The organism is Candidatus Vallotiella sp. (ex Adelges kitamiensis) (assembly GCF_020342435.1).
Classification (GTDB): Bacteria; Pseudomonadota; Gammaproteobacteria; order Burkholderiales; family Burkholderiaceae; genus Mycetohabitans.
In genome coordinates this window covers 852376-877323 of sequence record NZ_CP080504.1, presented here as the reverse complement: position 1 = coordinate 877323, position 24948 = coordinate 852376, and the positions used below count along the sequence as shown (strand labels likewise).

General features: G+C 43.3%; 17 protein-coding genes, 1 tRNA gene and 1 pseudogene. 13 read left to right on the top strand and 6 right to left on the bottom strand.

The window, feature by feature from the left end:
• Window positions 1-1020: 1020 nt before the first annotated feature.
• Window positions 1021-1097: transfer RNA gene (locus tag K0T93_RS03285), tRNA-Met, on the bottom strand.
• Window positions 1098-3514: 2417 nt separating this feature from the next.
• Between K0T93_RS03285 and recA the strand changes: the two genes are divergently transcribed.
• The 4 genes from recA (at window position 3515) to sucD (ending at window position 7566) form a co-directional block, all read left to right on the top strand.
• Complete coding sequence (gene recA / locus K0T93_RS03280; RefSeq protein WP_225721266.1) at window positions 3515-4570, top strand: recombinase RecA; 1056 nt, start codon at window positions 3515-3517, stop codon at window positions 4568-4570.
• Between the two features lie 698 nt (window positions 4571-5268).
• Window positions 5269-5466 (top strand): hypothetical protein, encoded by a 198-nt coding sequence (locus K0T93_RS03275; protein WP_225721265.1) that lies wholly within the window; start codon window positions 5269-5271, stop codon window positions 5464-5466.
• Entirely contained in the window at window positions 5441-6607 is a 1167-nt protein-coding gene (gene sucC / locus K0T93_RS03270) for an ADP-forming succinate--CoA ligase subunit beta (RefSeq protein ID WP_225721264.1), read from the top strand. Before K0T93_RS03275 ends, sucC begins: the two co-directional genes overlap by 26 nt.
• Window positions 6608-6684: 77 nt before the next feature.
• Window positions 6685-7566, top strand: coding sequence for a succinate--CoA ligase subunit alpha (sucD, locus tag K0T93_RS03265; RefSeq protein WP_225721263.1), 882 nt, complete (start codon window positions 6685-6687; stop codon window positions 7564-7566).
• A gap of 1247 nt (window positions 7567-8813) precedes the next feature.
• Here the strand turns inward: sucD and waaF are convergent.
• The 3 genes from waaF to K0T93_RS03250 form a co-directional block, all read right to left on the bottom strand.
• On the bottom strand, window positions 8814-9839 hold the full coding sequence (gene waaF, locus K0T93_RS03260) for a lipopolysaccharide heptosyltransferase II (RefSeq protein WP_225721262.1): 1026 nt from the start codon (window positions 9837-9839) through the stop codon (window positions 8814-8816).
• A gap of 63 nt (window positions 9840-9902) precedes the next feature.
• The gene (locus K0T93_RS03255; protein ID WP_225721261.1) at window positions 9903-10097 is read right to left on the bottom strand and encodes a zinc-finger domain-containing protein; all 195 of its coding nucleotides are present in this window, start codon (window positions 10095-10097) and stop codon (window positions 9903-9905) included.
• A gap of 33 nt (window positions 10098-10130) precedes the next feature.
• Window positions 10131-11051 carry a branched-chain amino acid transaminase gene (locus tag K0T93_RS03250; protein ID WP_225721260.1) on the bottom strand — a complete coding sequence of 307 codons (921 nt, stop codon included), beginning with the start codon at window positions 11049-11051 and terminating at the stop codon, window positions 10131-10133.
• 272 nt (window positions 11052-11323) lie between these two features.
• Between K0T93_RS03250 and K0T93_RS03245 the strand changes: the two genes are divergently transcribed.
• The 9 genes from K0T93_RS03245 (at window position 11324) to K0T93_RS03205 (ending at window position 20801) form a co-directional block, all read left to right on the top strand.
• Window positions 11324-12079, top strand: coding sequence for an AzlC family ABC transporter permease (locus K0T93_RS03245; RefSeq protein ID WP_225721259.1), 756 nt, complete (start codon window positions 11324-11326; stop codon window positions 12077-12079).
• The gene (locus tag K0T93_RS03240) at window positions 12076-12402 is read left to right on the top strand and encodes an AzlD domain-containing protein (RefSeq protein WP_225721258.1); all 327 of its coding nucleotides are present in this window, start codon (window positions 12076-12078) and stop codon (window positions 12400-12402) included. Before K0T93_RS03245 ends, K0T93_RS03240 begins: the two co-directional genes overlap by 4 nt.
• Window positions 12403-12747: 345 nt before the next feature.
• Complete coding sequence (locus K0T93_RS03235; RefSeq protein ID WP_225721257.1) at window positions 12748-13965, top strand: phosphoglycerate kinase; 1218 nt, start codon at window positions 12748-12750, stop codon at window positions 13963-13965.
• A 126-nt stretch (window positions 13966-14091) separates the two neighbouring features.
• Window positions 14092-15528: a pyruvate kinase gene (gene pyk / locus K0T93_RS03230; protein WP_225721256.1), complete on the top strand. Its 1437-nt coding sequence runs from the start codon at window positions 14092-14094 to the stop codon at window positions 15526-15528.
• A gap of 175 nt (window positions 15529-15703) precedes the next feature.
• Window positions 15704-16762 carry a class II fructose-bisphosphate aldolase gene (gene fba, locus K0T93_RS03225; protein ID WP_225721255.1) on the top strand — a complete coding sequence of 353 codons (1059 nt, stop codon included), beginning with the start codon at window positions 15704-15706 and terminating at the stop codon, window positions 16760-16762.
• 134 nt (window positions 16763-16896) lie between these two features.
• Window positions 16897-17793, top strand: a complete 897-nt coding sequence (locus tag K0T93_RS03220; protein WP_225721254.1) for a phosphoribosylaminoimidazolesuccinocarboxamide synthase — start codon at window positions 16897-16899, stop codon at window positions 17791-17793.
• A 12-nt stretch (window positions 17794-17805) separates the two neighbouring features.
• Window positions 17806-18378 (top strand): 5-(carboxyamino)imidazole ribonucleotide mutase, encoded by a 573-nt coding sequence (purE, locus tag K0T93_RS03215; protein ID WP_225721253.1) that lies wholly within the window; start codon window positions 17806-17808, stop codon window positions 18376-18378.
• 186 nt (window positions 18379-18564) lie between these two features.
• Entirely contained in the window at window positions 18565-19719 is a 1155-nt protein-coding gene (locus K0T93_RS03210) for a 5-(carboxyamino)imidazole ribonucleotide synthase (RefSeq protein WP_225721799.1), read from the top strand.
• Complete coding sequence (locus tag K0T93_RS03205) at window positions 19716-20801, top strand: L-threonylcarbamoyladenylate synthase (protein WP_225721252.1); 1086 nt, start codon at window positions 19716-19718, stop codon at window positions 20799-20801. The genes K0T93_RS03210 and K0T93_RS03205 overlap by 4 nt, the downstream gene beginning before the upstream one ends.
• A 1592-nt stretch (window positions 20802-22393) precedes the next feature.
• Here the strand turns inward: K0T93_RS03205 and K0T93_RS03200 are convergent.
• Window positions 22394-22525, bottom strand: a pseudogene (locus K0T93_RS03200) (hypothetical protein); the annotation flags it as partial.
• Between the two features lie 1618 nt (window positions 22526-24143).
• Window positions 24144-24923: a metal ABC transporter permease gene (locus K0T93_RS03195; protein ID WP_225721251.1), complete on the bottom strand. Its 780-nt coding sequence runs from the start codon at window positions 24921-24923 to the stop codon at window positions 24144-24146.
• Window positions 24924-24948 lie beyond the last annotated feature (25 nt).

The following is a 24948-nucleotide window of genomic DNA, read 5'->3' as shown; positions in this document are numbered from 1 at the left end:
GGACTTCTTAGTTTGACATTGATTGCTCAATCGGCAGCATATTAAATAGCTTATATGCTCGCTTATCAGACAGCTAGCCGTTTTCTATATAGCATATTACGCAATTAGTATATATCTCTTTACTATTAATAGAACAGTCTTTGCTAATCTATAGCTATCTTTTTAGTATAGATTTCAATAGAAGCCGACTATGATAGTACTATTCCCTCTGGGGTCGAGCCCCGAGACGGCCGAGATCAAAAAATTAAAAATGCTTATCATTGATAAGCCTAGAATGAAAAATATTTCATTGGTAAGATAAATATTTTATATTTAACCAATCAAGTCAATACTATTAAGTAACTGGGTACCGCGCTGCTCGAAATAGCTTCAGATTATAGATTAGCTTAATCGACATTCTAATATAACTTAGTAGAACAGCTTGCCTACGCTAAAATGCATGATAAATTAGGTAAGTTAAATTTTATCGTTACCACAACATCAGCAACGAATTGAATATTACTCTAACGGAAAGTATCTTATTCGTATAGAGACGCTTTTACTAGTTTTTGATCGTGTTTCGAACAAGTTGAATAACTTCGTAGCATTAATCGAAATGGTTTAAATCAGATTTAAGCATATAGAAATATGCTCGGCTAAGTTTCTTTTCCTCAATAAAACTCATTGTTTTTATCGAAAAAACTTAGAACATAGGTTTTCTAATAATGGAACATAAATTCAAACTCAAATGATATAGAGAACTAAAAATGAAATTATAGGGCTGTGTTTTTATATGTTCTAGTATATATTAGCTATTATACATTTCCAGATGAATAATCACGTAAATATTCATATTTCAAGAAAATATATAGCACAGAGTAAATTAAGAAATATATGTAATCAGCTCTCCCCATGAATGTAGGGGCATGATTGGAGAAATCTAGCAAAGATATCCCCGTGATAGAACAACGTACAGATGCATGAAGAAGAAAGGGTATATAGCGCCTAGTCAGCCAAGAAAAATAAGAAAGGTAGCGAAAATGGTAGCGAATCAGGGACTTGAACCCCGGACCTTCGGATTATGATTCCGCTGCTCTAACCGGCTGAGCTAATTCGCCAAAATGAAGTGAATTATGGGCATATAAAAATGTATTGTCAACTGTCTCCGCTTTTCTAGTTATTGGCCGGTTCAATAAACTATCTCGATATTTTTACACTTTCTATCTTGTTCTTTAATACTCATATCCCGAGTCTTTGTGTGAAAGTGAAAGCGGGTAATAACAAGATGCCGCACGCCTAAGTAGATGCGTAGTATCTTATATATTATATAATATACTACGTTCATATTAAAAATATAATAGAATTAAGACATCTAATCTATAATATTTTTTTATATAAAAATATCCCTAGCTTAACCATAGATCGTCGTCGCGTGGGCAGGTTAGACTATTAGAATAGTAACGTACTCATCAGTAAAATAAATCTGTGCTAGGTCCATTAGAAACAGGTAATTCCACTGAATTTGACTTATAAGTTCGAATTAATCATCATAGGGTCATTTTTTACTAAACAGAAATAGCTTAGTTAAGCTGTCATAATAATTTACATTAAAAAATAGATTGAATTGATAGAAAGCTCTTAAAATATAACAAGCGGATGCTTCCAAAAAGCCGGGGAGAAAATAGGGGGGGTAGAGTATTAATTTTCTATTTGTGGTAAGTTCCCACTTAAAATTGGGCGATATGCTCAGATACTGTTTCTATTAAATAGTTATTTCGATTAATACAGAAACGAATAATTTTAGCTTATTCCATGCCTTAATACTTTCGTAAGCAGTAACTTTGAAGGCTTAATTTTGCTGAGTAAAAAGCAATACTAGTGATTTATTCAACCACAGCAAAATTTACCCTGATATACCGCTCAGGGTGAGCGATGTATAGAGCAGTACGTGCTAATCCTAGTGCCTAGGGCTCTAATTTTGAACGCTTACTACAGTATAGTGATGAAAAAGCGCAGATCTAGCGCAGTTGTCTTCTAGACTTTATGCGAGCTTAATTTTGATAAATAGGGCCGATTTTGTTATTGAGTAACGCATGTATAGCAATAGTTAAGTCATACTTTAGATAATCTCTGAAAATTCTATTCTAGCTGCAAAGTTTACCCAGTCTTCAGCCCAAAAAGAATGTATAGAACAGATAAATCAACAGAGTAATTAAGCTATGTAAAGATAACATTCCACCCATAATCTATGTTCGGCATCTGAAAGCTTGATTTAAAGAGTTTACCATCTAGTCTAGTTTTCATAGTTTAGTTATCAGCACTGAAATTGACTTTATTCCGCAAATAGATGCAGATGGATGTCGATATTTATCGCTGCGTTAGTTGGACCAATATATAGTATTTACAGCATAAGAGTTATTGTATGCGCACAATTCATAGTAATGTGAGCCGATATGGGTAGGCTTTGAAACATTACACAGTCCTGTGATAAGTAATGACTAAATAAGATTCAGTTGTGTAACGGGTACTACGCGCTAATTATGCTTAGCAATATATAGCGCTCTTGATTTTTTAGCGTTGCAGAACCGCTAGAAAAGACGTATGTCTAGATTAGTTTCCAAGCTTAATACCGTGCATTATTATTATCTGCGTGATAGCTCACCTAAGCTTCTTATACAACTGCTATGTATATCATCGACTGCATTGTTATTTACGTCCTAACTCCCTTATCAGAAGTTATAGATGAGTTATTCTTTAGATATAAGACTTCCTATCTACTGCGGTAAGCTTTTTAGTAAGCCGATCCCCCACGAATAGATAAATTATCTAATTTAGATAGTTTTAGTCAATCTAAGTAAATAATAGCGAGCTGTTTAGTTAGTATAGTCACCGCCTACACTGCGTCAGTGGGCGTACAATACCTATTTAACTATCTATACAAGTCGCATAATGACAACTTTAGGTCTCTAAATTTACTTCTCGACTACTATTAATGGCAATTTAGATTAAACTAAGTGAATCAAAATCACACTATGCAATAGTACAGACAATCTGCCAATTCTACACATAGGACAGTACATGATTAACACTCGATAAGTCGAATAATTTTATCAACAATATAAAGTTATCCTTGGTCTTATTTAAGATAGACGACCACAGAAAGCTCGAATAGTAGACTAATTGTACTTAGTCATCGAGCAAGTATAAGCATAGACGTGTTCCGGTAAGAGCAGTACAAGTCTATCGCATTTTTTATAGGGTTCCATTATCCCAAATATAATGCAACAACACCTAGTATCTAGGGCACAATTTACGCTGATCTCTTCCACAAGTCTCAAGAAGTGCGCGCGGAATTAGGCATTCTAGCTGTGAGAAAGGTTTATGTATTGCATGCTTGCAAATAACATTATTCTTTTATACGGCATAGAAAGTCGGGCGGAGACAGCAGTGTCATTCAAGGATAGCCGGAATAGACACATGCAACCTAATGCCGTACAAGTAATGGACTGTCGCTCATCATAGCAAAGGACGATCCATGGAAGAAAAAAAGAAAGCCTCAGCTGGATTAGCTGCGGAGAAGAGCAAGGCACTAGCTGCCGCGCTATTGCAGATCGAGAAGCAGTTCGGAAAAGGGTCAATCATGCGGCTGGGTGATGGTGAGGTAGCCGAAGATATTCAGGTAGTATCAACAGGTTCACTAGGCTTGGATGTAGCCCTAGGCGTCGGTGGACTACCTCGTGGACGCGTTGTCGAGATCTACGGACCGGAATCATCCGGTAAGACTACGCTAACTCTACAGGTGATCGCAGAAATGCAGAAAATCGGTGGAATCTGTGCGTTCATTGATGCAGAACATGCACTCGATATTCATTATGCATCTAAGCTTGGTATCAGCGTGCCAGAATTGCTAATTTCTCAGCCTGATACCGGTGAGCAAGCGCTAGAAATCGCCGATGCACTTGTGCGTTCTGGATCAATTGATATGATCGTTATTGACTCGGTCGCAGCGCTTGTTCCAAAAGCTGAAATCGAGGGTGAAATGGGTGATACACTGCCCGGCCTACAGGCGAGGCTAATGTCGCAGGCGCTGCGTAAGCTGACTGGAACGATCAAGCGGGCTAATTGCCTGGTCATTTTTATTAATCAGATCCGCATGAAGATCGGCATAATATTTGGCAACCCAGAAACTACTACTGGTGGTAATGCGCTGAAATTCTACGCTTCAGTTCGACTTGATATCCGCCGGATTGGATCTATCAAGAAGAACGACGCAATTATTGGCAATGAAACGCGGGTTAAGGTCGTTAAAAATAAAGTATCTCCACCATTCCGCGAAGCAATTTTTGATATTTTATATGGTGAGGGGATTTCACGACAAGGTGAGATTATCGATCTTGGTGTACAAGCAAAGATTATTGACAAGGCCGGTGCGTGGTATAGCTACAACGGCGAGAAGATTGGGCAGGGTAGGGATAATGCGCGAGAATTCCTGCGTGAAAATATAAATCTTGCGCGAGAAATAGAAAATCGGGTCCGCGAGTCGCTCGGTGTCGTAACAATGCCGGCCTATGGGGTCGTTATTGATGGATAATCTTGATATTCTAGGGGTGTTTTAGCCTGCTGAAACAGTGTGCATCGTCTATATTTTTACCGCTTTATCGATATACAGACTATTTATAAATTAATGTGTTAGAGGAATAGATGGGGTAATCTAAGAAATTTGGGGGGTGTTTTCGTAAATTACTTTACCTACTTAGCGTATTACGCGCTGCTACCGATGTGCTACTTAAGCAGTAGTGCATTTTAGGGTGAATAGGGCCACCATCAATCTGATTAATCTGTATATTTAACTTGGCGAGCATACATTTTCATTACTTTTTTATATGCTATTTCCCTTTCCTCACTCATTATCGCTGTGCTATTAACAATATACGAGCGTTTAAGTGCGAAAAACCTTTTATCGAACTGGGAGTAGTTCTAACCGATTAGATCAGGAGTATTAGCCTGGAGGGGCTATCTACAAATTTCGGATACGTGTATCGATTAAGCGTCGAATAAAGACCGTCAATATGAGGTTATTGTCAGAATAAATCTCTTATCTTGAGGTGTTAAAAATACCAATCTAAGCTGTTTCGTATTGATTAGCATTGACCTACGATATAGCCCCGGCATGCAACTGCTAAGCAGTTTAGTGGTAAAAAGTATAGATCTAAGTGATCTCCACGTATTATTACTAGGGCAATTATTAAAGTTTACCTCTATGGGGTATTGTAAACAGACGTGTGTAGAATGTCAGCATTGCTTGCGAATCCGAGCAGCCTCTGCTTAATCGCAAACACGCAGGTTCATACCCTGCACGAGAAGGCTATCACCGCACTAAGTCTAGCCCCCCTTGCCAGGAACGAAGCTACGCCAATCTCAGCGTTACTCATTCTAACTCTCAGACTAAAGAGAACCGCGCATGAAGATTCACGAGTACCAGAGTAAAGAGATCCTGAGGAAATTTGGGGTCGCAGTGCCTATGGGTAAACCGGCTTTTTCAGCAGATGAAGCCGTTAACGTAGCTGAGGAACTTGGCGGCCGGGTTTGGGTAGTGAAGGCTCAGATCCATGCTGGTGGCCGCGGGAAAGGCGGTGGCATTAAAGTCGCCAGATCGCTAGATCAGGTGTATGCGTATTCGAACCAGATTCTGGGTATGCAACTTAAGACTAACCAGACTAGCCCTGAAGGCCAAAAAGTTAATCGGTTATTAATTGAAGAAAGCATAGAGATTAAAAAGGAACTGTATATTAGCTTCGTCGTCGATCGTACTTTACAGAGGGTTATGCTAATAGCCTCTAGCAGAGGAGGGGTAGATATTGAGGAAGTAGCTTTGAAGACACCCGATCTAATTCATAGGGTTACGGTTGATCCAACTAAGGGCTTACAGGATGAAAAATCAGACGACATTGCTAAAAAAATCGGCGTGCCGAGTACATCACTCAAGCAAGCTCGCTCAAATTTACAGGCTTTGTATAAGACGTTTTGGGAGACAGACGCATCACTAGTTGAAATCAATCCTTTAATCTTGAGCGGTGATAGCAAGGTCATTGCTCTAGATGCGAAGTTTAGCTTTGATCCGAATGCGCTATTCCGTCACCCGGAGATTGTTACATATCGTGACTTCGACGAAGAAGATCCCTCGGAAATCGAGGCATCAAAGTTCGATCTCGCGTATATCTCTCTTGACGGTAATATTGGCTGTTTAGTCAACGGCGCCGGCCTAGCGATGGCGACTATGGATGCAATTAAATTATTCGGCGGTGAGCCGGCTAATTTTCTCGATGTTGGTGGTGGTGCAACGACTGAAAAAGTAACTGAAGCATTTAAACTGATGCTGAAAAACCAAAAGCTAAAAGCTATTCTCGTGAATATCTTTGGGGGAATTATGCGTTGCGATATCATTGCGGAGGGTGTGATTGCAGCATCAAGAGCGCTACACTTGCGAGTACCGCTGATCGTGCGGATGAAGGGTACAAATGAGGACTGTGGTAAGAAAATGCTTTCTGATTCAAGATTACCAATTATTTCTGTGAACACCATGGAAGAGGCCGCACAGAAAGTAGTCTCCGCAGCGAAAGGCAACTAAGCTGTGTCTCTGATATTGAGGTATAAATGGTGGTATGCATCTTCTGAATTTGCGACACCGAATAAAAAAAATTAATAATGTCAATTCTAATCAATAAAAATACAAGAGTTATTACGCAAGGTATCACCGGTAAGAGCGGTCAGTTTCATACTCGTGCTTGCCGTGAGTACGCGAACGGCCGTGCCGCATATGTTGCTGGCGTGAACCCAAAGAAAGCTTGCGAAGATTTTGAGGGTATTCCAATTTTCGGAACCGTTAAAGAAGCTAGAGCACAGACAGGCGCGACCGTTTCAGTAGTTTATGTGCCTCCAGCTGCTGCAGCAGCTGCAATTTGGGAGGCGGTTGAAGCTGATCTAGATCTAGTAATCTGTATTACTGAAGGCATTCCGGTTCGGGATATGATCGAGGTACGCGACCGGATGCGACACGAAGATCGTAAGACGTTGCTGATTGGTCCAAATTGTCCTGGCGTGATTACGCCGGATGAGCTGAAGATTGGTATCATGCCCGGACACATTCATAAGAAAGGTCGGATTGGTGTTGTCTCTCGATCAGGTACACTGACATATGAAGCAGTTGCCCAACTGACGGATCTTGGCCTTGGACAATCGTCAGCTGTTGGAATCGGCGGTGACCCGATCAACGGGCTAAAACACATCGATATAATAAAGTTATTTAATAACGATCCAGCTACAGATGCTGTCATTATGATTGGCGAAATCGGCGGGCCAGACGAGGCAAATGCTTCGTATTGGATCAAAGATAATATGAAGAAGCCTGTCGTAGGCTTTATTGCTGGCGTGACAGCGCTTCCTGGTAAGCGAATGGGTCATGCTGGAGCGTTAATTTCGGGCGATGCCGATACTGCTGAAGCAAAACTCGAGATTATGAGGTCGTGCGGTATCAAGGTAACAAAAAATCCGTCTGAGATAGGCTGCTTATTGAAATCAGCACTTTAAGCAAAGTTGATATACACATATTATCTCCAGCGCTATTTTTTCAGCAGTGAAGCGAAAAATAACAGTAATAAATTTTATTAAACTAATTTCATTTGCTATGCTATGGCGCGAAACGCCTTTCTTGAGCCAAGTTGAAGTTATACTTATAAGTGCTATATCTTAGTAAGATTGATATAGCCTTAGCATGAGTTATACGCATATTAAATCTGTAAATGAAATATAGTTGTTCGCATCATCACCGTTATTAATTCCAAAATAAACCCGGATAACACATCACGGATGGCTAGCGTGCACACCCAATTCTGATGAGCTATGGTACAATTAGTCTGCTAGACTTCAGTTTTTTACTGTGAGGGCATGTTAATTATATCAAGCAAGCGTCTCGCTAACTTAGCTTTTTAGATATTTTTCTATCGGAATTAGCATGTTCTATATGTTTGGCTAGATTACTAGCTACTTTAGTATCACTTATGTTCCTTAAGGAGAGTTTTTTGGGGGGTATGCCAACGAGATTACGACGCTGCTTTCGTTGTTCAAATTAGAAAGTTTTTTTAGTATATCGACGCCGCTTTTTAGATAACTACTATGCTGGGTATAGTGAAACAAAAATTTAGATATGGTATGCGTCGAAAACTCGATAGATGTTAAACAGGCTGTTATATTTTAACTTATTCCAGCAGAACTAGGGCGTAAGCAATACAAAAGAGAGTTAGCATGCTTATGCTGCAGTGGTTACATTACTACTAATACACGTTTATATCTAGCGCAGACCAATATTGTACTAGGTAATGTAATCAGTGATATGATGCCCTTAAGCAGAGATGCGAGAACTTAAAATTCTCCATTAGAAAGAGTAAAGCGCGTCAAAATCTAGTTGACAGATCTCTCTTGGTTAGTTAATCGTAACTACGCGTATGCTACGTACTTGCGGTAAATCAGTTAAATTTTCTAAACTATATAAACCACGGCCTCTGAGGCTTATTACACGGGCACTATAAACTCTTATTTATCTAGGGTACCACATCTTTATATTTTATTCAGTTAGCCAGTCAGCATACCTTAATAAGGGTGTCGAAAAGCTACTGTGCTTTCAAGCTCTGATTTAACGAATATTAACTAATTCGATCGACACGCATGCCACCTCAAAGGGCTTTGAGCGAAATATGCAGTATAGTATCTTGTTGATAGATTCAATTTTTTCGTAGCGCTTATTTTGCATAGAAACCGCGTTGCGGCTTAGGTACAGTTCAGTAGTTATCAACTAGAATTGCACGAAGGTCATTAAATACTTGGTCAACAGACAGCTCGTGAAGACAATTTAAGTGATATAGCGGGCACTCGCGTGCAAAGCATGGGCTACATGCGAGATGCAACCACTGCACCTTCGCAAGACTGGATAGTGGGGGAGTGTATCGAGGATCAGTTGATCCGTAGAGTGCGACGAGTGGTCGGCACAATGCTGCAGCTACATGCATCAAGCCAGAGTCGTTTGTGACCACTACGCTCGCGATTGCAATTAGTGCACAGGCCTCGTCAAGTGACGTCTGGCCGCATAGATTGTAGATATTTGGCGCATTTTCTACGATAGCTTGAGCGGCTATCCGATCTTTAAATGAGCCAAGTGCAATAACTTGCATATACGGAAATGACTGTCTGATCATGTTAGCTAGTGCTGCAAAGTAATTTGGCGGCCAACGCTTAGCCGGTCCATATTCTGCGCCAGGGCAAAACACGATCAGGGGCGCCCGTGTATCAAGATTAAACCGGTGCAACACGCGAATCGACTCGTTTAAATCAATTGCCAGCTGCGGCGGTGGCAAATTGCTTGGCACCTTGGCGCCCGGGGCGTAGGCGAGAGCTGCATAATACAGAACCATCGATGCTCGCTTACCTCTTAGCGGATTAGGATGCCTGATATTTAGCAGCATATAGCGGCCCTCTCCGGTATAGCCGATACGCAGCGGAATACCGGAAAACCACGGAATAAGCCCTGATTTTAGCGAGTTTGGTAAAACATATGCTACGTTATAGACAGACTTTCGAAGATTGCCTGCTAATTTCCATCGTTGGTATAGCTGTAGCTTACTGTGTGTAAAGTTAGCTGAATAGATTTGGCGAATCTCTGGCATTCTCGCAAGAATCGGTGCTACCCACGCGGGCGCGACAGCATCGAGGATAATCCCCGGATATAGTCGCTTGATCAGTGCAAACAGTGGCTGAGCCATTAATGCATCGCCAATCCAATTGGGCGCGATTATAAGCGCGCAGCGCATCGAATTAGATCTATTTAATTGAGCTGCTATTTCAACTAGCTTACGCCGGCCGCATAGAGTGGTTTAACAAGCCTCAAGCGCTTTTTCATTTCGAAGTTTATAGCGTGTACCACAGTAAGGGCAACTCGACTCGCCATGCGTAACATCAATAAAAATACGCGGGTGAGCGCTCCAGCGAGGCATCGTCGCATTTGGGCAACAAGCGGGGAGCTCTTTCGCATTTAGTTCGTGAATCGGCATTTCTTTTAGTTCACTCATGAGATAGAGATTTTAAATTCGACAGTGGAAGACTTAGATTGGGGTTAGCCAGTGTGCATACCGCTTATTTTTTCCTGAGACGATATTGAAAAACGAGGACTGCAGCTTTTCGGTGACTGGTCCGCGGCGGCCAGTACTAATTATACGGTTGTCTAGTTCACGGATCGGTGTAACCTCCGCTGCGGTTCCGGTAAAAAATGCCTCGTCTGCTGTATATACTTCGTCGCGCGTGATTCGCTTTTCGATGATCTCGATACTAAGATCTTTCGCTAGCCTAATAATCGTATCACGTGTGATGCCGTTTAGGCATGATGATAGATCCGGAGTATATAATTTGTCGTTGTTGACGAGGAAGAAATTCTCGCCTGCGCCCTCAGATACATAGCCGTCTACATCTAGAAGTAGTGCTTCATCGTAACCATCAGAAATTGCTTCCTGGTTAGCAAGGATTGAATTTACATACCAGCCTGACGCCTTGGCACGTACCATCGATACGTTAACATGATGGCGTGTGAATGATGAAGTTTTTACACGAATGCCGTGAGATAGCCCTGTGGCGCCAAGGTAGGTACCCCATGGCCATGCTGCAATTGCAACATGGATTATGTTGCCTCTCGCTGAGAGGCCGAGCTTTTCGGAGCCGATCCAGATAATCGGACGCAAGTAACATGACTGGAGTTTATTCTCCCGTACGACGTTGCAGTGTGCATCGATAATTGTTCTTTGGTCAAATGGCACATTCATCTGGAAAATTTTTGCGGAGTTGAACAGGCGATTTGTATGTTCCCTTAGCCGGAAGATTGCAGTACCCTCACTAATCTGGTACGCACGCACTCCCTCGAATACACCCATGCCATAATGCAGTGTATGTGTTAGCACATGGATCTTCGCATTGCGCCAGTCAATTAGCTTGCCGTCCATCCAGATCTTACCCTCGCGGTCGGCCATAGACATAGAGATTTTTCTCCTAGCGATATCTGTCGTCGGCCGCATGCACAGAAAGTGCGATAGATCAGCCAAAAAATGTTATTTTAGCTTTAATTCGAGTCATTATGTACACAAGATACATATCTTGTGATGGCTGGCAAGCTGCCACTAGACTAGTTACAGATAATAAACTCATGGATGTATAAGCAAGCTGGTCATATAATCTATATTGTGACGTAGAAAAGACGCGCTGCAATTTCCTAGCGCTAGCTCGTTTCACTCAATTCACCGATGCTACCATGTTCTATCGCTTGTCCGATGTCGACCGCCCTGCCTTTTTAGATGGAATGCGCATTTATGCGCCGACGTGTGCTGCGATATTTTCTTGGGGGCTAGTGACCGGTATCGCTATGGGTAAGTCGATACTAACTGTGCCGCAGGCGCTTGGGATGTCCTTGCTCGTGTATGCTGGTTCCGCACAACTTGCAGTATTGCCATTGCTAGCCGTGAAGCTACCGATATGGACTGTATTATTAACTGCAGCGATGGTTAATACACGGTTTATCGTGTTCAGTGCTGGTTTAGCGCCACATTTTTCACATCTATCAATGCTGCGCCGTATCCTATTAGGCTACTTTAATAGCGACGTGCTCTATTTACTGTTCCAAGCGCGTAACTTCAGGCCAGGGTATGAGCCTGGTAAGGAAGCGTTTTTCTGGGGTATGGCACTATCAAGCTGGATTATATGGCAGTCGGCCTCAATTATCGGTATCCTGCTTTCTAGTCTTTTTCTAGACGTCTGGGGCTTAAGCTTAGCAGGCTCCCTCGCTTTAATTCCAATTATAGTATCAGCAATTATTGAGCGCTCGATGCTGGTGGCTGTGGTCATCGCAGCTGTTGTCGCACTTATTGGTAGCGATCTACCATATCGTCTGTCGCTACCGCTGGCGATTCTAGCTGCACTTCTCGCCGGGGTCGTCAGTGATGCCTGTGCCAATAATAAGTGGGTAAAGATTCTGCAATGCGCTAGACGAAACAGCAAGGCTTCAAAATGAGTTCAACCGAGATTTGGCTCACAATCATCGGATTGATGATTGTGACCGCTGTGACCCGTGCAGCTTTTTTGTTGGGTGGCAACAGAATTATGTTGCCAGAGCGTATGCTGCGTGCATTGCGTTATGCACCCGCAGCAGCTCTAATCGCGGTAGTTATTCCTGACGTTGCGATGACACCGAAAGGGCTATCTTTCGGGCTTGAAAACCATGCATGGTATAGCATGGTTGCCGGCACGTTTTGGTTTTTATGGCGTCGGAGTATGGTTCAAACAATCATTGTTGGAATGATAGTCTTTACAGCGCTTCGGTTAGGGTGTCTCTAACGAGACTACACTCTTATAGCCGAGCTAAGTAATATTTCTTAGAGAAAACCGCCGATATATAAATAAATGACTATTTTACAGGTGCCCTGTCTTGGGTAGGGGGGTATCAGTAGATATGCGATGGTTTAGTACTTTTTTACGCAAAAAATTTCGATATTTTCGAGGCATGTGCGATGCGATACGCATAACATGATATGCTTTCGGCTGGACACGTCTAGTTTGCTTTATCCGTTTGTCTAGTTGTCTAGTGGTTTCTGAGCACCTATCATGCGATGAACGGCATAATATACGTTGCTATATCCATGTAGCAGGTTTACTTTTTCTTAGCTTTATCAATTTAATCTCATGACTCAAGTTCTACGTCTAACTGATGTTATTGTGGACGGAAGGCTGCGTGGTCAGCGTGTATTTATCCGTGCAGATCTGAACGTACCCCAAGACAATGCCGGTAATATTACTGAGGATACTCGTATCCAGGCAGCGATCCCGGCAATCCGCCAGTCGCTTAATGCCGGTGCAGCGGTAATGGTAACATCGCATCTAGGGCGACCTATAGAGGGTCAGTTTAAGCCAGAGGACTCTCTCGCACCTGTGGCTAAGCGTCTTAGTAAGTTAATCGGTCTCGATGTGCCCTTAGTAGCTAACTGGGTTGAGCATGGTGTAAGCGTGTCGCCTGGCAGTGTCATTCTGCTCGAGAATTGCCGTGTTAATCTAGGCGAGAAAAACAATTCGGATGCGCTCGCGCAGAGGATGGCTTCACTATGTGACATCTATGTTAATGACGCATTCGGAACCGCGCACCGCGCAGAGGCAACTACATACGGTATCGCAAAGTACGTAAAAATTGCCTGTGCTGGCCCACTACTCATGGCGGAACTCGATGCGCTAGGTAAAGCCCTAGCTAATCCGAAACGCCCGCTTGTAGCAATCATTGCGGGTGCGAAAGTTTCGACAAAACTAAAAATTCTAAGATCGCTAGCTAAAAAAGTTGACCAACTAATCGTAGGTGGGGGCATCGCAAACACGTTTATGTTAGCAGCCGGGCTACCGATCGGAAAATCTCTAGCTGACGCGGCTTTAGTTATTGAGAGCAGATTGATCGTCGATGCTGCAAATACGCGAGGGGCGTCAGTGCCGATTCCGACTGATGTGGTAACCGCAAAGGCGCTTACACCCAGCGCCCAGGCAGAGACTAAACTGGTAAGCGAAGTAGCTGATAACGATATAATCTTAGATATTGGTCCGAAAACTGCAACTGAGCTAGCTCTGCAGCTAGAAAAAGCTGGCACCATCTTATGGAATGGGCCCGTCGGCGTGTTCGAGTTTGATCAGTTTGGAAACGGTACGAAAATACTTGCACAGGCCATTGCCAAGTCAAAAGCTTTCTCCATTGCTGGCGGGGGTGATACGCTGGCGGCAATTGCGAAGTATGGCATTCATAACAAGGTTAATTATATCTCAACCGGCGGTGGGGCTTTTCTTACATTCCTCGAGGGTGAAACGCTGCCTGCGATTGAGATTCTAAAAAGCCTTCATAATCTAGGAACGCTAGTGTATAACTAAAATCATCCCCCATACATAGTATGGGGGATGTAGTTGTTTGCGCACTCCATAGTGTTGCCCTAGTATTGTCTCGTTCGTTTTGGGTATCTCCCAGCGACGCAAATTTAATTCGGTTGAGAAAAACTTATGCATCGTGCCACTAAGATTGTTGCCACCATCGGACCCGCATCTAGCTCACTAGAGATCTTGTCAAAGATGATCGCAGCAGGATTAGATGTTGTGCGGCTGAATTTTTCGCACGGTACTGCAGATGATCATCGCCAGCGCGCTAAGTTTGTACGGGAAGCTGCGCGCCAAATAGGCCGTGAAGTAGCAATTATGGCGGACCTGCAAGGTCCGAAAATCCGCATCGGAAAGTTTAAGAACGGAAGTGCAATACTTACGCGTGGTGCCGCATTTATTCTAGATGCCACATGTAGATTAGGCGATAAAAATCGAGTCGGCTTAGACTATAAAGATCTACCGCATGATTTAAACGCTGGTGATATCTTGTTACTCAATGACGGTTTAATTGTGTTAAGCGTGCGGCGGGTGATAGGAAAAGAAATCTATACAAATGTGGAGGTTGGCGGTGAATTGTCAAATAACAAGGGGATTAACCGTCAGGGCGGTGGGTTGTCAGCTCCAGCTCTAACAGAGAAAGATAGGGAGGATATATCTATTGCCATGGCGCTAGGCGCAGATTTTATTGCTGTATCGTTCCCCAAAAATGCGACGGATATGGAAATGGCGCGGCAGCTCGCGGACGCTGCTGGTGCGCCATTCGGCTATAAGCCGAAGATGATAGCCAAAATCGAGCGTGCTGAGGCAATCCCATTATTACAGGAAATTCTTAACGCATCCGATGGCATCATGGTAGCACGGGGCGATTTGGCTGTAGAGGTTGGTAACGCAGCAGTGCCCGCACTGCAAAAGCGCATGATTCGGATGGCACGAGAGGCAAATAAGACTGTGATTACTGCTACACAGATGATGGAGTCAATGATTCAGAACCCGGTGCCAACACGGGCCGAAGTCTCGGACGTAGCTAATGCAGTACTAGACGGTACTGATGCGGTGATGTTGTCCGCAGAAACTGCGTCTGGCCGGTACCCGATCTCAACAATCGAGACGATGGCAGTCATCTGCCTAGAAGCGGAAAAGTCTGGGCGGGTCGAGCTAGATAAATACTTCTTAGATCACACGTTCACTCATATTGAGCAGTCAATTGCGATGGGGGCATTGTTTACTGCGTTTCACCTCGGTGCTAGAGCAATTGTTGCTCTAACTGAATCAGGCACTACTGCACTATGGATGAGCCGGCACTGGTTGCATATTCCCGTCTATGCTTTAACGCCATGTCTAGCTAGCGAGCGAATGATGGCGCTATATCGCAATGTAGTGCCACTTCATCTAGAATCGATTCGTGACCGCGATACAGCACTACGGGAGGCACTAAAAGTTTTAGTGAAGAATAACTATGCGGTGATCGGCGATGTTGTCGTCTTAACCATGGGTGAGCCTATGGGACAGACTGGAAGTACTAACACGCTAAAAATTGTTAAGGTTAGCGAGTGCGCTTAAGGTTTTAGTTGCTGCATCATGATTGTTTCCTCGGTCAACGTCTAATTATCTGAGATAAACCCAATACGATAGCATCTTATCTAAGGCAGTGCAGGCGCACAGCGTAATAGAAGAAAGCATAGGATCTATAATGGCGCGTCTAGTTCAGGGAAAATTATCATTAAAGGAGTAAAATATGCCTCTCGTATCTATGCGTCAGCTGTTGGACCATGCGGCTGAAAACGATTATGGATTGCCGGCGTTCAACGTTAATAATCTCGAGCAGGTTCAGGCGATCCTAGCGGCTGCAGATGAGGTAAATGCTCCAGTGATTATGCAAGCGTCAGCGGGTGCGCGTCGATATACAGGTAGCGTTTTCTTACGTCACTTAATTGAGGCAGCAGTCGAATCTTATCCTCATTTGCCGATTGTAATGCACCAGGACCACGGGAAATCGCCAGAAGTTTGTATAGCAGCAATTTGCAGTGGCTTTACTAGTGTGATGATGGATGGATCGCTACAGGCTGATGGCAAGACAGTCGCCAGTTATGAGTATAATGTTGCGGTGTCACGACAAGTAGTCGAATTTTCGCACTCGGTCGGCGTGACAACCGAGTGCGAACTTGGTGTACTCGGTTCGCTTGAAACGATGAAAGGCGACAAAGAAGATGGCCACGGTGCGGAAGGAGCAATGACACGAGATCAATTGCTCACTAATGTCGAACAGGCGGAAGACTTCGTGCGTGCGACGCAGTGCGATGCGCTAGCTATAGCAATTGGTACGTCCCACGGGGCTTATAAGTTTACGCAGAAGCCGACTGGCGATGTTTTAGCTATTGATCGAATTAAAAAAATTCATGCACGGATCCCAAATACGCATCTAGTGATGCATGGCTCTTCATCAGTACCACAAGAGCTACTAGCGGAGATCCGAGAATTTGGCGGCGATATAAAAGAGACGTATGGTGTGCCTATCGAAGAAATTCAAGAAGGTATCAAACACGGTGTACGTAAGATTAATATCGATACAGATCTACGCTTAGCAATCACAGGTGCAATTCGACGCTATTTTATCGAAAACCCGAGTAAGTTCGATCCGAGAGATTACCTGAAGCCAGCGCGTGAAGCCGCTAAAAAAGTATGCTTAGCACGCTATCGGCAGTTCGGCTGCGAAGGGCAAGCTAGCAAGATTAAACCGTTGCCACTGAATAAGATCGCCGAGAAATATAAGTTAGGTTTGCTCAAACAAACATAAGTTAATTTTCTGCTAAGAAAACCTATATATGTTGCATAGATTCCTTCGGCGCGTTCACAGGTCATTAACAGTATCATCATCTATATTGTTCCTGTATTGTAGCGGAATAGCTTTTTGCTTTATGGGACTCGACGATGCCTACTGTGCTCTATAAATCTACGCTGAAATCTCTATTACTAATAGATCGTGGTAAGGTTCGTGATAATTATGCAGTTGGTGATGATAAATATTTGATGGTAACAACTGACCGGTTATCGGCATTTGACGTGCTCATGAGCGAGCCGATTCCAGGTAAAGGTTGCGTGCTAAACCAAATGACTAATTTTTGGTTTGATAAGCTAGCTCACGTTGTACCAAACCACTTAACTGGTATAGCACCAGAAAGCATTGTTGCTCTTGATGAGGTGCCACAAGTTGTTGGCCGCGCAGTAGTAGTCCGTCGTCTCCAGCCAATTTTATTGGAGGCCGTGGTACGTGGATATCTTGCTGGTCGTATCTGGAAGGATTATCAAGCTAGCGGTTCGCTGTTCGGAATTGCGCTGCCAGCAGGTTTAAAAAACGCGCAACGGCTACCGGTGCCAATTTTTACTCCAACGTTGAAAGCGGATATCGGTTATCACGATGAAAATATAACATTTTCTGAAGTTGAGCGGCGTATTGGTACTGAACTAGCAGCATCCATTCGAGATGTTAGCATTTCGCTATACAAGATAGCTTCAGACTACGCAGCTACACGCGGGATTATTATTGCAGATACTAAATTTGAGTTCGGGCTCGATAACGACGGAACATTGTGTCTAATGGACGAAGTGTTAACCGCCGATTCTTCTCGATTTTGGCCTATAGATCAATACCGAGTAGGAAGCAATCCCCGGTCGTTCGATAAGCAGTTCGTACGTGACTGGCTAGAGAAGCAGCCTTGGAATAAGTTGCCACCGGCACCAATACTTCCGAATGAGATTATCAATAAGACTGCAGCGAAATACCGTGAAGCCCTTGAGCGGCTTACAGGTCGGTCACTGTTTCAATAGTGTAAGCGCGTAATGAATGAGGTTCAACCACAAGAAAAACAGCTAGCACAACCTAGCAGTGCACATCATAATCCAAGACCACTGGTTAGTGTAGTTATGGGGTCTTCATCAGACTGGGATACAATGCGGGATGCCGTAGCGATCCTGCGCGATTTCGGTGTTCCATACGAGGCACACGTTTTGTCTGCGCATCGAATGCCCGATGAGATGTTTAAGTATGCACAGGCCGCTCGGGCTCGCGGCTTATGTGCGATCATTGCAGGGGCGGGTTCTGCTGCCCATCTGCCCGGTATGCTTGCGGCTAAAACAACGGTACCAGTGCTGGGTGTGCCGGTAGATAGTAAATATATGCGAGGCGTAGACTCTTTATACTCAATCGTGCAGATGCCTAAAGGTGTGCCTGTTGCTACATTTGCTATTGGAGCAGCTGGTGCAGCCAATGCCGCGTTGTTCGCTGTTGCGTTGCTCGCGAACGTGCATAACGCTAATGTACTACTGGAGTCAGAAGACTTTGCATTTAAACTCGAGGAGTTCCGTGTGCGTCAGAATAATGAGGCACGGGCCATCATATTGCCATTAGATTGAGGTATTGCATAATACTGGTACTCGCTTTTGATTGATATCTCTATCTAGAGGTGGTTCTTTTGCCAACTTTCTTCTCTTAATAAGATGACAGATGCTCCTCTTTCTATGAGCAGCGCAAATTTGTTCTCGACAGAGAATGCCAGTGTGTCAATATTCGGCGCGCCAGCGTATGCTCATGAACCAATTATGCCGGGAAAATGGCTAGGTATAGTTGGCGGTGGGCAGCTTGGCCGGATGTTCTGTTTCGCTGCACAAGCGATGGGTTACCGTGTCGCTGTGTTAGATCCAGAGAGCACTTGTCCAGCAGGTGGCGTTGTTGATCGCCATCTGTGTGCTGAATATAATAATCGTGAGGCGCTTTCTGACATGGCGGGGTTATGCGCAGCAGTATCAACCGAGTTTGAGAATGTACCAGCCGCTAGCTTAGATTGGCTTGCGCGCTCAACCTGTGTGAGTCCGTCCGCGCAGTGTGTCGCTATCGCGCAGGATCGTATAGCAGAAAAGCGCTGTATTGAGCAGGCTGGCGTACCAGTTGCGCCATATATAGTGATCGAGTCGTCGGATGTTCTTCAGACTCTCTGCGACAAAGCCTTATTAGCAGTATTGCCGAGTATCCTGAAGACAGCAAGACTAGGCTATGATGGCAGGGGACAAAGAAACGTATGCAATCCAGATGAGGTGCGCGCCGCGTATATCGCTCTGGGCAGTGTTGCATGTATACTTGAACAGCGCTTGCCACTCGCGTACGAAATTTCGGTTATCATTGCTCGAAGCGCGGATGGCACGGCAGTAATGTTTCCAGTGGCGCAAAATATTCATCGTACTGGTATTTTGTCGCAGACAATTTCTCCGACCCCAGTTGGAGATGCCGCCCTTATCAAACGAGTGCAGGCTGCGGCACTATCAATTGCGATCAAACTAGATCATGTTGGCGTGCTATGTGTGGAGTTCTTTGTATTGCAAGACGGCTCACTCGTAGCCAATGAAATTGCGCCTCGCCCACACAACTCTGGCCACTATACAATTAATGCATGTGTATCTAACCAGTTTGAGCAGCAGGTTCGTGCGATGACTGGCATGCCTTTGGGTTGCACGCGCCAACATTCGCCTGCAGTCATGCTGAATTTACTTGGTGATGTATGGTTTTCAGATAAGATACTGCGCGTCCCACCATGGCATAAAGTTGCGGAGATACCAGGAGCACACCTGCATCTATATGCAAAGGCAGAAGTCCGTATTGGGCGCAAGATGGGTCATTTGACGCTGACTGCACCAACATTGTGCGAAGCACAGACAGCTGCTCGAACTTGCATGCATCTTTTGCATATCCCATCTGAATGAGTGATATCCAAAAACATAACGATGGATGCTGCACTCCACTGTTAATATCTGCTGACAGCAATGTATCTAATAGTCACCCGTTGGCTGAGATTAACAATGCCGTATATCGGCTGGATGCTGGGGAATTGGTTGCATTCCCGACTGAAACAGTGTACGGGTTAGGCGCAGATGCTTGTAATCCACAAGCCGTGGCGCGTATCTATGCAGCTAAGAATCGGCCTACCACCCATCCAATTATTGTGCATCTAGCGCTAGGTGACGATCCTGGTAATTGGGTTCGATCGATGGGTTTGGAGGCACAACGTCTGATTGATGCATTTTGGCCCGGGCCGTTAACGTTGATTCTAAAGAAAGCTATCGCGTTTACAAATGCGGTAAGCGGTGATCAGGACTCGATTGGGTTACGGTGTCCATCACATCCAGTCGCTCAAGCATTACTACGTGCATTCTCCGACTTACGGCGCGGTCATGGCAGCATAGCTGCGCCTTCTGCGAATAAGTTCGGCTATGTAAGCCCGACGACTGCGCAGCATGTACGCGATGAGTTTGGAGATAGCGTTTACCTGCTAGACGGTGGGGTATGCAATATTGGTATTGAGTCGACGATCATCGACCTATCTCGTGGCTTTCCAACACTGTTACGCCCCGGGAGAATTACACCACAACAGATTACAGACGTACTAGGCGTAGCACCGAGGCTGCCTGATAAAAATGATATTACGGAGCCACGCCCATCAGGTACGTTAAGAGCACACTATGCGACGCGTACACCGATCGTACTACTACCGTTGGAGAAAATTCTGAATGAAGTCGAGATGCATGCATCGCATAATCGACTAGCGGTTATCGCACGAGATAGCCTACCACAGGCTGATGTGCTGCGTATGAGGCCTAACTTATGGTTTATTATCGCCCCCAATGATCCGTATACATATGAGTACAAACTCTACGGGATGCTGCGAAGACTAGATAGTTTGAATATTCTGCGCATATTTATCGAACTGTTACCAGATACCTCTGAATGGATCGCAGTTAACGACCGATTGCACCGTGCAGAAGCAGCATTTAAAGTCGGCGTCTAATTATGCTTAGGCAGCTTAATTCGATGCTCAATAGCTGTCGATGGCAGCACTGAATAAATTTAAATTTCGAGAATAAATCGTGTGTGAGTTTTTAAATAAATTAAATCTTTAAATCTTAGCACAGCTATATTACGTGTCGGACTATTTCGCCCGTTAATCACTTTTATTGAGAATTGTCTTTAACACCATCTTGAATCCAGTGAGTTGCTGTTATGAGAACGGGTCTTTGCTATTGAATCTGAACAACTTGAGCAATTTTATACTAAGATAAATATAGTTTGAGATAGATTACTTTAGGTATAGTCGGTCAGTCTTCAAAATGTTAGAGCATAGAGATAATCTGTATAATGTTTTATATCGCCTCTAATTAAGTGATTTACTAGCTGCCAGTGCTTCCGCTCTGCTTGTCAACTTTAGCTTAGGTATATACAGGGTAGTATATTAAAGCCGCTATGCTCCTATAACTTAACTATGTCGGATAAAACTACGACCTATTGCAGGCGATTTTAGTCGAATCGCCGTAATGAAGTGCAATTGTATTTTATGCGTCATCCAAATACCCGTCGTGACTGAGGTCTATGTATGAGATTGAGAGCTAGCGTATAAGATATGTATCGCGCATTAGTGCCTATACTGAACGGGCATTTTCCATAAAATGTTGATACTAACAAGTTACCGTATAGATAACAGTATTGAAATTACTTTAATAAAATAATCGGATTTATATCCGAATATCCCTTGCCAAGGTCTATATTCATGGGGCGCAGCTAGTACAAAACATTTACTGAGAATTTGATATATAAAATTTCTGTACACGCAGAATGCTGAAATATGTTTTGTTGATTCTTGATTGAGTCTTTTGATGCCATGTTGTTAAGTAAGATAGGCTTGAGCTTCTGCGCTTTGAGAAGGGATGTTATTTTGGGCGGGATCTCGCTAATGCTATTCTTTCTCCATTTTCGACGGAAATATTTCTAGCAATCGCATACATATCGCGTGGTGTGCTAGTCTTAATATGCGTATGCTATTCACCATCTCTCCAAGGGAGCCTGTAATTTATTAATGTATTTGTTGCACGACAAACTAGAGCTATTAACCAGTTGTAACTCCGGTATCTCTAGCCCGTTTCTAGCTAGAAAGTTACAAACTAACTTAGCACTACGAGCAGTCGTAGAGTGCACCAGTAGAATAGAAGCAACAAAGATCTGCAATGTAATTAGGCATGTTCCAATTACACCGATATAGATTGCGCGTCATTATGTTATTGGAGGGCTGATTAATATCTTTAATTTTATGGATAATCCTATGCTGTGATGAATAACTCTAGCTGAGCGTTAACCGGTGTCACACTTTCTAGTGTAGTGCTAGGAAAGTACCCCCGCTTGCTTGCAAAGTGCTATGAAACTATTCGAAAAAGAGTGATAGTTGAAGATATACTTTGAAATAGTTCAGAACTATCTGCTGTCTGTCTTGCGTAACTGGTTAACAATTTTTAGATGTACAAGCGCAGGTGTCACCTGAATAAAAGATCTGGGTAGACATTGTCTGGTAAATCAGTTTAGTCGTCGAACACAGGTGTATACATCAAACTATTGCTTATCTAAGACTAGATCACCGTCTAGGGTAGTGATGCCTTGTTTATGAATCTTATCTACCAGATCAATTAATTTTTCTGGAATGAGTTTCCGATTGATTGCACCTTGAATATATAGGTTTCCGTGTAACCTATTCGTTTAGACAAAGAATCTAAAAAATGATAACGGTACTCTCACATATGAGAGACTAGCTATAACAGACGTAGATAGCAGATTAGCCTGCTATTCCTCATTCTGAGGCTTTGAATTGGTGTGGGTTAGCACTGACTTAACGAAAGTAGAATAAGCGCGTAGGATTAAGAGTGACGATGTATTTATAGTTTAATTATAGATTAATAAATAGTTTATACTACTAGCGTTTTACTGATTGAAGATGACTCTGAGGTCACCCAAAACTTAATACGCTATATATCTGCTTATCTGATTAAGCATGACCAATTTAGATTGTCTTGACCATGGTGGCCTACATGTATAAAAGGCAGTGAGCTATAAACAATATAAGTTCGCTCTGATTGCGATATAGTTACATACGACTATTTCCTTGGGTCCTTAATCTAAATAAAATTGAGGCGACATGCGTATGTTAGTAGGCCGCTAGACCAGTAAAACTGCAAAGATAACCTAGTATTAATGGCCGATTTGAGAGGTGCACGAGTATAGTTTACACGCTTTCTAATTTGTGCGACTTGTTGATGCGGCGCTAATCTATATTGAGAAAAATTTTTTTAAAATAGAGAGTTACATGGGTCGACAGCAGCTATTTTTAGAAGCTAATTTTTCTGATCGCAGTGTTGCTAATAAGTTCTGACGTAGAAAATCTACCTAATCTGAGAATAGTAAACCTGAGAATAGTAAACTTGCCAATTTTAATTATTAAGAACCCCTGCTGCGAGAGAGAACCTGATTAACTCTACACTTTACACTGAGCGTACAAACCGTTTACTCAGGAGAGTACGTTGAATCAGCAGTTAATCTAGTAATTTTTAGATAAGCAATTTCTGGCGTTTTATGCGTGTTGAACTATGAGATAACTCGAACAAGACATGTTGATAAATGTCGACGGATTCTGCTCAACAGTTAGCGTATGTATCTCCTGATACCCCAAAGTTGGCATTGTAACATAAAGCATGATCGTTTGCAGTCGCTTCTATGTATACACTCATACACAACAAAATCAGCCCCTGACGAATTTATAGTAGCGGGTTTTCTGTAAGAAGAGAGTTTTTATTCAACGGAATAAAAGTATATATTGCGCTTGCGATTAAACAATACATCGGGGTTTAATATATACCACTCTAACTGAATCGAGTGCCAATAGTTCGCGATTTAAGCGCATGATTCAAGAATGTTTCTTGCGTACCAGGGTACTAGCAGTACAAAATCTCGCTTGAGGGCGGCATCTTACAACGCACTCACAAGTTAAGCTATTTTATAGCCGCCGCAGTAGTACAAATCAGCTAATACATAGTTAAGTTATTTTTTATTAACAGGTATTATAGATCACTGGCTTTAGATAAGATGGTAAATCTTAACTCATAGTCTAAATTATGTCAGAAAAACAGAGATATATTGCCCTTATATAGAACACAGACAATATTAGATGTAATGTACAGGGGCTAACTTACATAAAACACTTAATCTTTAGCAGTCAATAGCTATTAACATATTTTCAGCTGCTACTAAAAATTGGAGTGATTCTAGTAATTAGATTGAGACGTCGATTGCAATCTGTTATAGCGGACGTCTATCATCGCACTAGTAGACTAGCACTATATACTATAGCAGATAGCGCACTGATCCAAAAGCTCGTTGGCCAGTCAGTATAGAATGCTAACGTAATGCCGATCCATGCCTGCGCAAGCGCGAACAGAGCTGCACACACCATACCGGAACCGATTCGTGTTGTGAGGTTCTGTGCGGCAGCAGCTGGCCCTACCATCAGTGTAAACACAAGTAGCATACCAACAATTTGTGTACATTGTGCAGCTGCTATAGCAACAATTGCCAGGAATAGCATCGACACTATGCGTAGAGACACGCCCTTAGCTTCAGCTAATTCAGGTTGTAAGCTTGAGAAGATTAGAGGCCGTGCAATTGTCGCTAACGCGGCTAGGACTAACAGTGCTAGCCAGCTGAGCGATATAAGCATACTGGTGCTTACACCCAGCACATTGCCAAAGAGCAGCATAGTAACCTGCGTCGCATAGGCGGTGAAGAAGTGCAGAAAAAGCAGGCCAGAGCCAAGAGACAATGATAGCGTAATACTAATAGCAGTGTCGCATCTAGACAAACGACTGCCGAACGCACCCATTGCAATGCCGGCCATGACCGTGAAAGCAAGCATACCCCAAAGCGGTGAAATACCAAGTAGTGCTGCACCAGTAGCGCCAGTAAATCCGAGATGCGCCAACGCATGTCCAGCAAAAGTCTGCTGACGCAGTACCAGAAAGAAGCCAACGATTCCGGAAATAATCGCAGTGATACCAGACGCTACGAAAGCGTTAATCATGAACTCATATTCAAACATTGTATACTCTACATCCCGTGATATG

Coding starts and splice junctions, on each gene's coding strand:
- recA (WP_225721266.1), top strand. CDS start 3,515: ATGGAAGAAAAAAAGAAAGCCTCAGCTGGATTAGCTGCGGAGAAGAGC.
- K0T93_RS03275 (WP_225721265.1), top strand. CDS start 5,269: ATGTCAGCATTGCTTGCGAATCCGAGCAGCCTCTGCTTAATCGCAAAC.
- sucC (WP_225721264.1), top strand. CDS start 5,441: ATGAAGATTCACGAGTACCAGAGTAAAGAGATCCTGAGGAAATTTGGG.
- sucD (WP_225721263.1), top strand. CDS start 6,685: ATGTCAATTCTAATCAATAAAAATACAAGAGTTATTACGCAAGGTATC.
- waaF (WP_225721262.1), bottom strand. CDS start 9,839: ATGCGCTGCGCGCTTATAATCGCGCCCAATTGGATTGGCGATGCATTA.
- K0T93_RS03255 (WP_225721261.1), bottom strand. CDS start 10,097: ATGAGTGAACTAAAAGAAATGCCGATTCACGAACTAAATGCGAAAGAG.
- K0T93_RS03250 (WP_225721260.1), bottom strand. CDS start 11,051: ATGTCTATGGCCGACCGCGAGGGTAAGATCTGGATGGACGGCAAGCTA.
- K0T93_RS03245 (WP_225721259.1), top strand. CDS start 11,324: ATGTTCTATCGCTTGTCCGATGTCGACCGCCCTGCCTTTTTAGATGGA.
- K0T93_RS03240 (WP_225721258.1), top strand. CDS start 12,076: ATGAGTTCAACCGAGATTTGGCTCACAATCATCGGATTGATGATTGTG.
- K0T93_RS03235 (WP_225721257.1), top strand. CDS start 12,748: ATGACTCAAGTTCTACGTCTAACTGATGTTATTGTGGACGGAAGGCTG.
- pyk (WP_225721256.1), top strand. CDS start 14,092: ATGCATCGTGCCACTAAGATTGTTGCCACCATCGGACCCGCATCTAGC.
- fba (WP_225721255.1), top strand. CDS start 15,704: ATGCCTCTCGTATCTATGCGTCAGCTGTTGGACCATGCGGCTGAAAAC.
- K0T93_RS03220 (WP_225721254.1), top strand. CDS start 16,897: ATGCCTACTGTGCTCTATAAATCTACGCTGAAATCTCTATTACTAATA.
- purE (WP_225721253.1), top strand. CDS start 17,806: ATGAATGAGGTTCAACCACAAGAAAAACAGCTAGCACAACCTAGCAGT.
- K0T93_RS03210 (WP_225721799.1), top strand. CDS start 18,565: ATGCCGGGAAAATGGCTAGGTATAGTTGGCGGTGGGCAGCTTGGCCGG.
- K0T93_RS03205 (WP_225721252.1), top strand. CDS start 19,716: ATGAGTGATATCCAAAAACATAACGATGGATGCTGCACTCCACTGTTA.
- K0T93_RS03195 (WP_225721251.1), bottom strand. CDS start 24,923: ATGTTTGAATATGAGTTCATGATTAACGCTTTCGTAGCGTCTGGTATC.